We start from the raw sequence: 12,944 nt of genomic DNA on the forward strand, positions 1-12,944 counted from the left end.
AATGTATAAAAATGCATCTTTTTTTAAGAGGTTTTTTTCAAATGTCTTCGACAACTTTTTGTTTATATCATTTTCTACAGTTATCTTCTTGATAATGCTAGATCACGCTAATCAAACATTAACTCACAGAATTGTTTCTGTTGTCTTAGTTTGCGTTTGAATGAATGTTTATTTCTTGATTTTACCTTTATTACTAAAAGGCCAAACGCTTGGAATGAAACTATTTAAACTCAAGCTCATAGACACAAATTCAAAGCAATTTAGTTATAAACTCATTTTCAAAAGAAACATAATAGGAATATTTATGTTGCAAGTTATCTTCTTACTCACAATTATTCCAATGTGTCTTCAAAAAGAAATGACAATCAAGGAATTTGAAAAAACAAATGAATTTAAATCATCCAGTGCATTTATATCTGCACTAATGACAGCGTGATTAGCAATTCACACAATAGGTTACACAATGTTAATTTTTTACAAGAAAAAACTAACATTACTTGACTTAATGTTTAATACAAGGATTGTTGAAGATAAGCAAATACAACAAGTGCTTGAAGAAGAAATTGTGCTTTTACCTTTCTATAATAAAGGACGTAAATATCGTTACGTTAATAAGGAGGAGAATTTATGGGATTAATTAAACCTGATTTATTAAGTGACTTAAACGAACAGCAACGTGAAGCCGTTGAATATTTTGACTCACCTTTAAGAATTATCGCAGGTGCTGGTTCAGGTAAAACTAGAGTTCTTACAAGAAAAATAGCTTACTTAATTAATGACCTAGGTGTAAGCTACAAAAACATTTTAGCTTTAACATTTACAAATAAAGCTGCAAATGAAATGAAAGAACGTGTTTTACAATATTGTTCAAAATCAGTTGATAGCGATCAACTTAAAATCTCAACATTCCACTCATTTTGTGCAAAATTATTAAGAAGAAAAAGTAAATTAATTGGATTTAGAGAAAACTTTATTATCGTAGATGACCCTGACAAAATCCAAATACTTCAAGGTATTTATGAAAAAAGAGGAATCACATCTCACGATATTAGTTATAAAACAATGATTGAGTACATTTCTTGAGCTAAAAACTTCCAAATTCAATCAGGACCTGAATTAGCAAAAATGCTAAACAAGTCGCCTCAACACATCCTTGCAGTTGTATATCAAGATTACTTAAACGAATTAACTTCAAAAGGTGCTGTTGACTTTGATGACTTAATCATCTTTACAAAACTTTTATTCGATACACATCCTGAAGTAGTTGAAGAACTTAAGAAATTATTTGAATATATGCTTGTCGATGAGTTTCAAGATACATCAAAACTTCAATATGAAGTTATTAAACAAATCATTGGTCCAAATACACACTTTACAATTGTTGGAGACCCTGACCAAACAATCTACAACTGACGTGGTGCTGATGTTAACTTAATCTTAGACTTTGATAAAGATTTTGAAAACGTTAAAACAATTGTGCTTGATACAAATTACAGATCAAGTAAGAAAATCTTAGATGCAGCTAACAATCTTATTATTCATAACTCAAACCGTGTTCATAAAAATTTAATTACAGAAAACGAAGAAGGTTTAGAAATTGAGTACTACCACGGATTCAATTCAGAAGCCGAAGCTAGATGAGTAGTTCAAAAAATTAATGAACTTAAAAAACAAAAACAACAATTAAAATCAATTGCAATCTTATATCGTGCAAACTACTTATCAAGACCAATAGAAGATGCACTTATTGCAGAAAACATTAACTACAAAATCTTTAATGGAATTAAATTCTTCCAACGTGCTGAAGTTAAAGATGCGCTTGCATTCTTGAAAGTTTTAGCAAACCCTAATGATGATATATCATTCGAACGTGTTATTAATGTTCCTAATAGAGGAATTGGTCCTGCTACTCTTAAAAAACTTAAAGACCACGCAGAAAACATTCACGATAGTTTATTCAACATAATGATTAAAGATATTAAAATTCTACCTATCTCAAAAGAATTAATTGTTAAATCAGTCTTCCCATTCTTATCAACTATTCGTAAATACCAAAAAGCTTTATTAACAAATAAAATAAGCTTAACTTTGAATAAATTCCTTGAAGAAATCAAATACTATGAACACATCGAAATGAATAAAAACCTTAGAGGGTCAGCTATTGATAACGTTAAGGAATTAATTAACTCAATTCAAAACTGAGAAAGCAACAATCCAGATAAGTCTGCTATTGACTACTTAAATGAAGTTGGACTAACATCAATTGAAGATGAATATGATAACCTTTCTAACTACGTTTCACTTATGACAATTCACTCTGCTAAAGGATTAGAATTTGATAACGTTTTTGTTATCGGTATGTCTGAAGGAGTTTTTCCTAACAAGCGTGCTTTAGATAGAGAAAAAAATAAAAAACAATCATCATCTCCATTAATTGATAAATATAACGATACATTAGAAGATGAAAGACGTTTAGCTTATGTTGCAGTAACCAGAGCAAAACAACGCTTATTCCTAAGTGACTCACGTGGAAAACTTATTTCATCTGATATTGATAAGAAACCTTCAAGATTTATTGGAGAAATGGGAGTTGATATTTCAGACTTTATTATCAACTACCACGGAAGAAAATTTGATGATCCTACATTCTCACCTGATGATGAAACGCCTACAAACAATAACATTGTAGTTGGAGACATTATTTCTCACGTTATGTTCGGAGAAGGTGAAGTTGTTGAAGTTAAAGGAACAGAAATTGTTATTGACTTCATTAAAGATAGAAAAATAAGAACCCTTAATAAAAATCACCCTTCAATCAAAGTAATCACAAGATAATGAATTTAACAGCTATTATTGTAATTTCAATAATCTCATTAATATTACTCTTTGTATTATTAATGGGATTTTGATTAATTATTTACTTATATTACATAAGATCAACAGCTGGAATAATTTTGTTTGAAATTGATTCAGTTAATAAAAAAGTTCTTAGATTTTCAAAAAGAAATCAAGCATTATCAACTTTATTTGATGCTAAAAAATTAGGTTTCAGAACATTTAATTTCATTACATTACAAACCTTTTTTAGCTTCCTTGATGAAGGAAGTAGAAAAAAACTAAATGAATTCTTTGACTTAGTCAGTGATTCAGTTAAAACTTCTTTTGAAATTAAACTGAATCCAGAATTTAACACATCAAACCTTACGTTATTTGAAAAAATAGCTTACTTGCTTGATAAATCAAATAAAAGACTTAATTCATCATATATTCTTAAAATCAAACCTATTGAAAATAAAAAATTCATTTGTACTATTAAGTGAGAAAAAAATCGACTTAAATACAAATTTAATCATCATAATTCAGAGCAATCATTAAAAGAATTCGAACAAAAAAACTTCAAAAGCAACAAACATTCTGTTTTAGCTTTTGCATTTAAACCTTACTTTATAAACAAAGAATTTGACAGCATCCAAATTAAATCAATTTTTGATAACTTAAACATTTCAATATCAAAAACACCTTTCTATATTATTGATGGAATTCTGTTTATTGTTAAGAATAAATTATCAAAATTCGGACACAAAAAATATCTTAAAATGATTAATGAAATTAATGATAATAGGATGATTAATAAATTCTTCTTATGTGCTTCATTAATTAACGAAAATAAACTAAATAATAAAGCTGATAGACTTAAATTAATCAATAAAGTCAAATTCTCATTATTTAATTTAACGATTAATCCTAAAACAAAATCAACATATTCAAATATTCCTGCAACAATTTCTCAAGATCCTAAATTCACAGAATTTGTTAAGAGATTAAATGAATATGTGCAATGAAACAATACTTTAAGTTCTAAAAATGCAACAATTAAGAGTACAAACATCTTTGTTTATGAAACTAAAAAAGCTTCAAACATTGTAATCAACTCATTGCAAAAAATAACTAAAGACGACCAAGACAAATATTGAACTGACTTCTTTCGAAAAATCCCACATTTAAATTACTTATATGAGAAAAAATGATACGACTTCATCACACAAAATACTGAAAAACTTGATGAAACTGGTAATGTTAAAAATATGCAGAGATTGATAAAAATATCTCAAGAGACATTTTTACAATCTAACTTCATTCTTGAAGAAAAGAAACCAATTTGCCTTATTTATGCATACAATAATACATTTGACACATATCATTTAAGACAAAAAATCAGTAACAACTACAAGAAAAAAATACCTACAGCTTTATACATTGACACTATTGATAAATCTCTTATCAATATCATCAACGATACAAAACTGCAAGCTATTGTAATTGGAGAAAAGATTTCAAAACAATTAAACAATACAAAGGTATTTTTAAACTGTTTTAATATTGTGAACTTAGCTACTAATAATAACATTAAGACTATTTATGAAGGTGCACCTGATTATTTAGACCCACTTACAATTAAAAAGGCTAATGTTAAAATTTCATATAAGAATGAAAATTAAAATATCCTGATCAGGGATATTTTTTTGTATAAAAAAATCAGCTTTAAAAGCTGATAAATTATTTATCTGACTTGTAGACTATTAAATTAGGATTTTCTCTGTACCCTCTTCCTTCTTTAGCTTCAGGATTACCATTTAAAATAGTTGCGTCAGCTGAGAAAGAATTGTTAAGTTTGAAAATGCTTTGGCCAACTCCATAATAGTCTACAGGGACATTTAATGATTCAAATAATTCTATTTTTTCTGCATTAAATCCGGATGAAACAACTATTTTATAGTTAGTTGCTCCAGCTTTATCCAATGCTTCACGTAATCTCTTAATTTGTTCTGGATTAACTCCATATTGCTTTTCTTCATCATTATCAAACATATGGTCAATCATATTCTTTGAAGTGTCAATTCTAACACCTCAAACAAGATTCCCGAGTTCATTTCAAACTTTAAGAGATTCACTAATAATATTATTATGATAATCTACAAGAGCTATAAGTTTATTTTTAGGGAAAAGTTTATGATAAGCCTTAGTTGCAGCGACTGTGTCACCTGCAAAACCTTGAATTAATACATGAGGCATACTTCCAAAAACATTTTCATCATTAACTTCGTTTTGATCTTTTTGAGCTAATGTAGAAACAGCTTTAATTCCACCGACTCTGACTGCATAACCATCCATTTCTTGATTAATGTAGTGGTCTGCTCTGTCTCCCATAAAGATAACTTGTTTATCTTTTGCAGCTTGCACACAGTGGTAAGCGTTTGTAGCAATTGATGTATTTCTAGCTAAAATACCATCGATCATACCTTCTCAAATACCAAAATCTTGATAGTGTCCTTCTAATTGTAAAACAATATCTAAATTATTAATTTTTGAACCTTCAGGTAAGTATTTAATTGTGTATTTTGATGTGTCTGTTTGTTCTTCTAAAAGAGCAAGAACTTCATTAATTCCACATAAAATTGAGTTGTCTTTTCTTTGAAAAAATTGCATAACAATCTTGTTTTTAGGTTTAAAAGTTTCTAAGATTTGTTTAGTTTTTTCAAAGTAAGATGCAATATAGGCTTTTTTATCTTTGCGCATTTTTACCACCTGTATAATAAAAACAAAACTATAGCAAATAGTTTGTTGTTAAATTATTTTTGCTTATTAAGTTTTTGTTCTTTTCTTATTTGTTTTACTTTTTGTTTCTTAGCTTTGTATTCTTCTCTTTGTTTGTTTAATTGTAATTTTTTAAGTCTAATTGCTTCACGTACTTTTGGTGAAATAAAGTAAATTTTAGGAAGCGCTTTTTGACCTGGTTTTAGGATTCTGAGTACTTTTCTTAAAAAGAATCCTAAAGCAGGTGCTGAAAACATAGCAAAGAGTAAAAGCATAATATCTAATACTACAATAACTAATGTTGAATTACCTTTGTAGTTAAATGGATGTAAATATGAAACAACTGAATAAATAGCAACACCACGTTCTAATTCAGTTCCTCCAAATTGCATAAATTTATACCCAAATGCATAAATTGCAAATGTGAAAAATAAGTAAGCAATTGGATAAATCATAAAACTTCAAATTGACGCATTTGAAATTCTGATACGTTTTCTTTCTCATCCAACAAGAGTTAAAAGTCCCAAGAATGGAGCGGCGCCGTGCATAATTGATGTTTTAACTCATTCAAAAGTTTGTGAGTCACTCATTAGTGTTGGATCGGTTGCTACGCCACCTCAATAAACTGCGACTACAATAATAATGTAGACCATTGAAGCAAAGTAAAATCTTTGTGCCTTTTTAGATGTTCTATAAAAAGGATATAAGAACATTGTTACACCCATAAGCACATTAGACATAAATGTAAATCAGTAAGTTGATCCACCTCAGAAAAGTAAGGTTGCATTAGGGTAAATTAATTTTTGAAGTTTAGCACTATCAACATTAGATTCATCTAATGTTCCTTTAACTTCTAAGAATGCTTTTTCAACTGCAATACTTCTGAAGTGTCATTCAAGTAAGGTTACAACTAAATAAGTAAGAATTAAAGTTAAACCTATTGAAAAAGTAATTCAATCTTTTCAATCAAATAAATTAAATTTCGCCTTTAAAACTCTAAAAGACTTTTTCAATCCAATCATGACACCTCCTTAAAGTTAAATTATTTTAAATGCAGCTAGTAGAATAATACCTATAATAACTAGAACAAAACTAATTCCACCAAGAATAAATCATTTTGAATATTTATTCATTAAATATTTTTTCTTTAGTCTATTGAACACAAATCTATTTTCAGGTAAATATTGATCTGTAATTTTGTCTGTTTCTAATTCCTTCAGTAATTTGTTTAATTGTAAAAAATATTCAACAGTGTATTTGTTTTTTTTCTCATATGACTTGACGTTTTGTTTTTTATTTAATTCAGCACGAACTTCGTTAATAAAAACTCTTCTGTATATTGCATAAGAGTTTTTATCCAAATCTTTATAAGTTCTTCTCATTAATAAAAATCTAATAACACTACTTGAACGTTTTTAGGTTTCTTATCAATTAAAGATTTCACACCATTTTCAATTTGTGTGATTAATTCTTTAATTGTTGAATATGGTTCTTTATTTTTTTGGTTTTTAATTTTAATATCTACATAAATTTCAACGTTTGAATGTTTATCGTCAAAACTTAATCTAATTGAGTTTGAAGCTTTAATATTTTTGTATGAACTAAGTGCAATGTTTACAACGTCTAAAATTGCACTTTCTTGAACTATGTAATTTTGATTTGAATTGTAAGATACATTAATTCAATTCATTATTTATTTGCTTTTCCAACGTATTTTCCAGTTTCTGTTGAAACAGAAATAACGTCATTTTCTTTAATGAACATAGGTGTTTCTAATTCAAAACCAGTTTCCACAGTTACTTTTTTCTGAGGGTTTGTTGTTGTGTTACCTTTAACTGCATCAGGTGCTTCTGTAACTAATAAATCAACGTGAGCAGGTAATTCGATATCTAAAACTTCTGATTCAAATTTTCTAATTTGAACTTCTGAACCTTCTTTTAAGAAGTTTAATTCTCATTCAACTACTGTAACAGGAATTTCAACTTGTTCATATGTTTCATTATCCATTAAGATAATGTTTTCTCCATCTGAGTATAAGAAGTTCATTTTTCTTTTATCGATGTGAGCTGGTTTAACTTTATCACCACCTGTGTATGATTTTATAGTTGTTGAACCTGTTCTTAAGTTTTTAACTTTAGCTTTAACGTTTGCTTGTCCACGTCCTTGTTTTGAGTGTTGAGCATCTAAAACTACAAAAATTTCACCTTCATCTTGGAAAGTAATACCTGGTTTAAATTCATTAACATTAATCATAAAATTCTCCTTAGTAAATTATTTGTTTAATTATATTAAATAATTAAAAAATTGCATTTAAATAGTTTAAAAATTCAAATTTTGCTTAATTTGACACAGAAAAACTAAAATTTACTAAATTAGCCAGTGTACTAGGTGTAAAAAATATTTTTAAAGGTATGTAATAGTCTTAAAAGTTTTTGGTTAGATTTTTACACTCTTGTATAATATACAAGAGTATATAAAGATACTCCTTGGCTATAAGATTTTTAGCCCAGAAACGACCATAAGGAGAGAAAATGCAAAAATACGAAATTATGTCAATCGTTAGTCCAAAAGCAGACGTTCAAGTTTTAGTTGACTTATTAAACGAAGTTTTTGGAAAAGAAAACATTTCTAAAGTTGAAAAACTTGAAAGAAATGAATTAGCTTACGAAATCAACAAGTCAAAACACGGACAATACGTTTTAGCATTTGTTAATGCTAAAGGTTCAGACATTGCTGAATTTACACGTCGTTCAAATATTATTAAAGATATCTGAAGAGCTTTAGTAATTAATTTAGACACAGAAAAAGGTCTTAACGGAAAAGAATCTGTTAAAGAAACTAAAAAACCAGTACGTAGAACAAGAAAATCAGCTGCATCTGCAGAAGAAAAAGTTTCAAAACCTCGTACAAGAACAGTTAAAGCAAAAGCATCTGAATAATTAAATGCTTAAAAGTTTAGTTATTCACAGGGGGTATTATGTTTAATAAAATTACAATAGTAGGACGTATAACATCAGATAATGCGATAGCACATACATCACAAGGTGTTCCATACGTACGTTTCACAGTGGCAGTTAATAGAAGAAACTTTTCAGCACAACAAAATGAAGTTACTGACTTTATCCCGGTTGTTGCTTGAAGATCAAATGCCGAGTTCATAGCGAGATATTTAAATAAAGGGTCTCTTGTTTTAGTTGAAGGGTCTTTACATTCAAATCAATATCACAGTAACCAAACAAACCAAATAGTAAGAACATTAGATGTTACTGCAGATCAAATCGTCGCTCTAGAGTCAAAAAGTGTCAGAGAAGCTCGTGGTGGTTCTTTAAACGCAACTCCTTCTCCGGTGTCTGCGCCCCAAACGTATACTCCGACTTATAAAGCATCACAAAGTGATGTGAATCGTAATAAACCTGCGAATGCTACATTTGAAAATACTAATCCAAAAACCGGTGCTACTAAATTACACGATTTAGAAGATCTTTTCGCAGCACCTGAGGATTTAAATTAAGGAGATAAGAATGGCTTTTTACAAAAACAAAAAAGGTTTTATTAACAGAAGAAGATCATGTGAATTCTGTGATAACAAAATGACATATGTTGATTACAAAAACGTTGATTTATTACACAAATATGTAACAGCAACAGGACAAATTAAAGCTAAAGCTGCAACCGGAACATGTGCTAAACACCAAAGAAAAGTTGCTAACGCAATTAAAAGAGCACGTTTCATCGCTTTAATGCCTTACCACGTTGTTCGTCCACGTATTCAAAAATCAAACTAATTTATATACTATTACACCACTTGTCAAAGCAAGTGGTTTTCTTTTACCAAAACAAAAACACCACTCCTGTGGTGTTTAAGGTTAAATTGAATTAGATTTTCTCTTTATTTTTTTATTGCGTTTTTGTTCAATTTCATTAATGTAATAAAATAATAAAAAATGAATACTATTATAGTATTCATAATTTTAAACATTATTTATTTGGCTTAGCGATTAAGAAATTAATGTTTTTACCAAGTGAAGATCATTTTTGCTCATATCCTGTTTGAACATTAGTTTCATTATACTTTGATGAATGTAAATCAGTTGTCATGTCAATGATATTTCAATTATTTTCATTCAATGATTCTATTGAAAATTCAAATAACTTATCATTATCAGTTTTAAAGTATAAGCAACCTTTTTCAGATAATAATTGTTTATATTGGTCTAAAAATGTTTTGTATGTTAATCTTCTTTTTTCGTGAGCTTTTTTAGGTCACGGATCTGAAAAAGTTAATCAAATTGTGTCTATTTTGCCTGTAAATAATTCAGTTAAATTACTTGCATCTTTAGTTATAATGAAAAGATTTTTTAAATTAAGTTCATTAATCTTCTTAAGAATTTTATTAGCTACTGTTGGATATTTTTCAAAAGCATAATATGTAATATTAGAATTTTGAAGAGCTAATTGAGCAATCATTTCACCTTTACCTGCTCCAATTTCTAAAACATCATTTTCTTTTAAGTTAACTGGAAATTCTTTAATTAAAAAGTCAGAATTTGCTAAATTTGCTTCAGCATTTTTATCATATCTCAATCTCATGGTTTTATTATAATGTATAATTTAAAAATCACTATATGAATAGTTAAAAAGAATTTTTATAAGGAGCTAAAATGAGAATAATAGCAGGTAAATTACGTCACTTAATAATAGAACAACCAGATTCAAAATTCACTAGACCTACAGGAGATAAAGTCAGAGAAGCTGTCTTTTCATCAATTCAATTTGAAATTGAAGACACAACTTGTTTAGACTTGTTTTCAGGTTCAGGAGCTTGAGCTATTGAAGCTATCAGCAGAGGTGCAAAACACGTTGATGCAGTTGAAAAACAAAGACAAGTTTTTACTGTAACTAAAGCAAATGTTGCTAAAACTAAAACAGATAATCAAATAAGTTTATTTAATGATGATGCTTTACATTTTTTAAGTAAGACAAGTAAAACTTATGATTTTATCTTTATCGATGCTCCATTTGCTGAATATGAATTAGTTAATAATTCACTTTTAACAATTTCGCAAAGAAGTTTACTAAATGAAAATGGTGAAATTATTTTAGAAACTGATAAACCTAATTTAATTGTCTTACCTGACAATTTACAAGTTTATAAAGAAAAACAATATGGAAAGGTTTATATCTTAAAAATATGTCTAAAATAAACAAATATACCTTACGACAAGAGTTAAAAGTTAAATGCAGTGAAATTAGTTACGAAGGTTATGGTGTTTATAGAGATGAAAATAACTTTCCTATTTTCATAAGTGATTTATTACCTAATGAAGAAGCAATTATCAAGATAACAAACTTATATAAAAATTATGCATTTGGATGCATTGTTAAACATTTAACTTTTTCTGATGATAGAAACTCTGAATTTCAATGAACTCCATCAGCACCATTAGTCACTTTAAAATATCCTGCTCAAATTAAATTTAAAAATAACTATTTCTATAATTTACTTAAAAGAAACTTGCAAAACATAAATTTAAATGAAGTTTATTCTCAATTTACTCAATCTCTAATTCAATTTGAATATAGAAATAAAGTTTCTTATAAATTAAGCGTTCAAAATAATAAGTTGACTATCAATGAAATCAATCAAAAGTCTAATGAAATAACAGACGCTAATAATTTATTCTTAGTTAAACCAATCATAAAAGAAACAATCAGTCATATTTTAGATACAATTCAAACATTTCTGGAAAACACTAGCAAATTAAAAAACTTGAAAATGTTTGAAAAAATCACATTAAGAGCAAATTCAAAAAATCAAATTGATGTTTGTTTATCAATTCACACTGATTATGATTTACCTAATAAATTAGTTAAATTGCTTAATGAAATTACACAAGTTATTTCACTAAGTATCAAGAAAAAGCATAGTGTACAAGTCTTATTTGAAAAAGAGCAATTCAAAATGCAGTTGAATGATAAAGAGTTCATTTGTAGCATTCAATCTTTCTTTCAAGTAAACGATATTGTTGCATCAATGATGTTCACTAAGATAAAAGAGTATGTAAATAGCAAAAACAATATTAAAACTATTTTAGATGCATATTGTGGAGTTGGTACAATTGGTCAAATTGTTGCTAACAAAAATAATTATGTATATGGTTCTGATATTGTCTCAAGTGCAATTAAAAACGCAAATAATAACAAACTTTTAAACTCTGTTAGTGGTGAATATAAAACAATATCTTCTGATGTTTATTTCACTAAGAATGTTTCTAATCTAAAGGACAGCATTTTAATTTTAGACCCACCACGTAGTGGAATAAGTAAAGAATTCATTGATTGAATAATTGAAAAACAAATCAAAAATATTGTTTATATGTCTTGTGATGTTAAGACATTAACAAGAGATTTACAATTAATTTTAGAAGCTAATTCTTATAAAATAACTTACATTCAAGGTTTTGATATGTTTCCTAATACGCCGCATATTGAGGCACTTGTTTTCATCGAAAAAAAATAGTCTTGCGACTATTTTTATTTTGCGATTGCATATATTCCTGAAAGTATCATTGAAATAAGAATATATGTTGAAGCGACTATTCCTGTATACAATAAGTTTTTATGCCAAATCTTTTTGTTTGTGTGCAATGAAGCAAAGAATGAACCGGCACAAACATAGATGTTTGTTGGGAATGAAAATTCCTTAAAAACTAGTGCACAAGCTAAAAGTGCTACATATGTTGTTAATCCACCTATTGTATCAGCCATAACATATGAGTTTAAGTTTTCTGTTATTGTATGTTGAATAGTAAATAAGACTGATGCAAATATAATGATTTGTGTTACATCTTTGAAAGTTGAATAAGTCTTGATTGAAGTCTTATTCATATTTGAAACTTGAAGTTTCTTATATTTTCTTGATATTAAGCCTCAGATGTTTCCTGAAAATATCGAAGCAAGTATATGTGCTAAAAATAGCAAGAATAAGTTGAGGAATAATATTGTTTTATTATTTAAGTTTTTGTTAAATAAGTAAATAAAAACATAAAAAAGAGATACAACTGGGTTTATAACAGGAGGAACGTTTTTACTAATGTCATTGTATAAATCATTTTCAAATTGGTAAACAAGTCCTCTGAGAATAAAGTATGAAAGCAATCCTGCAGTGAATGTAGCTAAACCATATGTAAATGGAAATATAAATTTTAATTTAGCATATTTTTTGCCTACATAAGTTAGTAGCAGTGACATAGTTGATAGAAATGTAACTGCCAAAAACTCTGCAACAAATAGTTCTCATAAAAATTTCTTTGTTAATATAAATTCCACTGTAAATCCTTAATATGTTT

The 12,944-nt window shown here is 27.9% G+C and carries 15 protein-coding genes; 8 read left to right on the top strand and 7 right to left on the bottom strand.

What is annotated here, in order from left to right:
* The first annotated feature begins 1 nt into the window (after position 1).
* The 3 genes from VBM90_RS00290 to VBM90_RS00300 are packed head-to-tail and all read left to right on the top strand — an operon-like array spanning position 2 to position 4,499.
* Positions 2–637 carry an RDD family protein gene (locus VBM90_RS00290; protein WP_323176419.1) on the top strand — a complete coding sequence of 212 codons (636 nt, stop codon included), beginning with the start codon at positions 2–4 and terminating at the stop codon, positions 635–637.
* Complete coding sequence (locus tag VBM90_RS00295; protein WP_323176420.1) at positions 628–2,835, top strand: ATP-dependent helicase; 2,208 nt, start codon at positions 628–630, stop codon at positions 2,833–2,835. The genes VBM90_RS00290 and VBM90_RS00295 overlap by 10 nt, the downstream gene beginning before the upstream one ends.
* Positions 2,835–4,499 carry an MHO_4530 family protein gene (locus tag VBM90_RS00300; RefSeq protein ID WP_323176421.1) on the top strand — a complete coding sequence of 555 codons (1,665 nt, stop codon included), beginning with the start codon at positions 2,835–2,837 and terminating at the stop codon, positions 4,497–4,499. Before VBM90_RS00295 ends, VBM90_RS00300 begins: the two co-directional genes overlap by 1 nt.
* Positions 4,500–4,557: 58 nt before the next feature.
* On the opposite strand, the gene VBM90_RS00305 is transcribed toward VBM90_RS00300, so the two are convergent.
* From VBM90_RS00305 to efp, 5 genes are read right to left on the bottom strand one after another with little or no spacing between them, the layout of a single operon-like run.
* Positions 4,558–5,577: a nicotinate phosphoribosyltransferase gene (locus tag VBM90_RS00305; protein ID WP_323176422.1), complete on the bottom strand. Its 1,020-nt coding sequence runs from the start codon at positions 5,575–5,577 to the stop codon at positions 4,558–4,560.
* Positions 5,578–5,630: 53 nt separating this feature from the next.
* Positions 5,631–6,617: an MAGa3780 family membrane protein gene (locus VBM90_RS00310; protein ID WP_323176423.1), complete on the bottom strand. Its 987-nt coding sequence runs from the start codon at positions 6,615–6,617 to the stop codon at positions 5,631–5,633.
* Positions 6,618–6,632: 15 nt separating this feature from the next.
* A complete protein-coding gene (locus VBM90_RS00315) occupies positions 6,633–6,977 on the bottom strand; it encodes a hypothetical protein (protein ID WP_323176424.1) in 345 nt (114 codons plus the stop codon).
* Positions 6,977–7,285, bottom strand: coding sequence for an MMB_0454 family protein (locus tag VBM90_RS00320; protein WP_257089681.1), 309 nt, complete (start codon positions 7,283–7,285; stop codon positions 6,977–6,979). The genes VBM90_RS00315 and VBM90_RS00320 overlap by 1 nt, the downstream gene beginning before the upstream one ends.
* Entirely contained in the window at positions 7,285–7,848 is a 564-nt protein-coding gene (gene efp / locus VBM90_RS00325; protein WP_257089679.1) for an elongation factor P, read from the bottom strand. Before efp ends, VBM90_RS00320 begins: the two co-directional genes overlap by 1 nt.
* Positions 7,849–8,126: 278 nt before the next feature.
* Here efp and rpsF point away from each other — a divergent pair, with 278 nt between their 5' ends.
* Genes rpsF through rpsR form a run of 3 tightly spaced genes read left to right on the top strand, consistent with a single transcriptional unit; the run spans position 8,127 to position 9,380 of the window.
* The gene (gene rpsF, locus VBM90_RS00330) at positions 8,127–8,534 is read left to right on the top strand and encodes a 30S ribosomal protein S6 (protein ID WP_323176425.1); all 408 of its coding nucleotides are present in this window, start codon (positions 8,127–8,129) and stop codon (positions 8,532–8,534) included.
* Between the two features lie 38 nt (positions 8,535–8,572).
* The gene (locus tag VBM90_RS00335; RefSeq protein ID WP_323176426.1) at positions 8,573–9,106 is read left to right on the top strand and encodes a single-stranded DNA-binding protein; all 534 of its coding nucleotides are present in this window, start codon (positions 8,573–8,575) and stop codon (positions 9,104–9,106) included.
* Between the two features lie 10 nt (positions 9,107–9,116).
* Positions 9,117–9,380 carry a 30S ribosomal protein S18 gene (gene rpsR / locus VBM90_RS00340; protein ID WP_257089673.1) on the top strand — a complete coding sequence of 88 codons (264 nt, stop codon included), beginning with the start codon at positions 9,117–9,119 and terminating at the stop codon, positions 9,378–9,380.
* Positions 9,381–9,573: 193 nt separating this feature from the next.
* Here rpsR and trmB read toward each other — a convergent pair whose 3' ends face one another.
* Positions 9,574–10,185 (bottom strand): tRNA (guanosine(46)-N7)-methyltransferase TrmB, encoded by a 612-nt coding sequence (trmB, locus tag VBM90_RS00345; protein ID WP_323176427.1) that lies wholly within the window; start codon positions 10,183–10,185, stop codon positions 9,574–9,576.
* A gap of 71 nt (positions 10,186–10,256) precedes the next feature.
* Here trmB and rsmD point away from each other — a divergent pair, with 71 nt between their 5' ends.
* Both rsmD and rlmD read left to right on the top strand, forming a co-directional pair.
* The gene (gene rsmD, locus VBM90_RS00350) at positions 10,257–10,799 is read left to right on the top strand and encodes a 16S rRNA (guanine(966)-N(2))-methyltransferase RsmD (RefSeq protein ID WP_323176428.1); all 543 of its coding nucleotides are present in this window, start codon (positions 10,257–10,259) and stop codon (positions 10,797–10,799) included.
* Positions 10,787–12,115: a 23S rRNA (uracil(1939)-C(5))-methyltransferase RlmD gene (gene rlmD, locus VBM90_RS00355; protein WP_323176429.1), complete on the top strand. Its 1,329-nt coding sequence runs from the start codon at positions 10,787–10,789 to the stop codon at positions 12,113–12,115. The genes rsmD and rlmD overlap by 13 nt, the downstream gene beginning before the upstream one ends.
* A gap of 14 nt (positions 12,116–12,129) precedes the next feature.
* On the opposite strand, the gene VBM90_RS00360 is transcribed toward rlmD, so the two are convergent.
* Positions 12,130–12,846, bottom strand: a complete 717-nt coding sequence (locus tag VBM90_RS00360) for a hypothetical protein (protein ID WP_323176430.1) — start codon at positions 12,844–12,846, stop codon at positions 12,130–12,132.
* Between the last annotated feature and the right edge of the window lie 98 nt (positions 12,847–12,944).

The organism is Mycoplasma sp. 2704, assembly GCF_034863285.1.
Classification (GTDB): domain Bacteria; phylum Bacillota_I; class Bacilli_A; order Mycoplasmatales; family Metamycoplasmataceae; genus Mycoplasmopsis.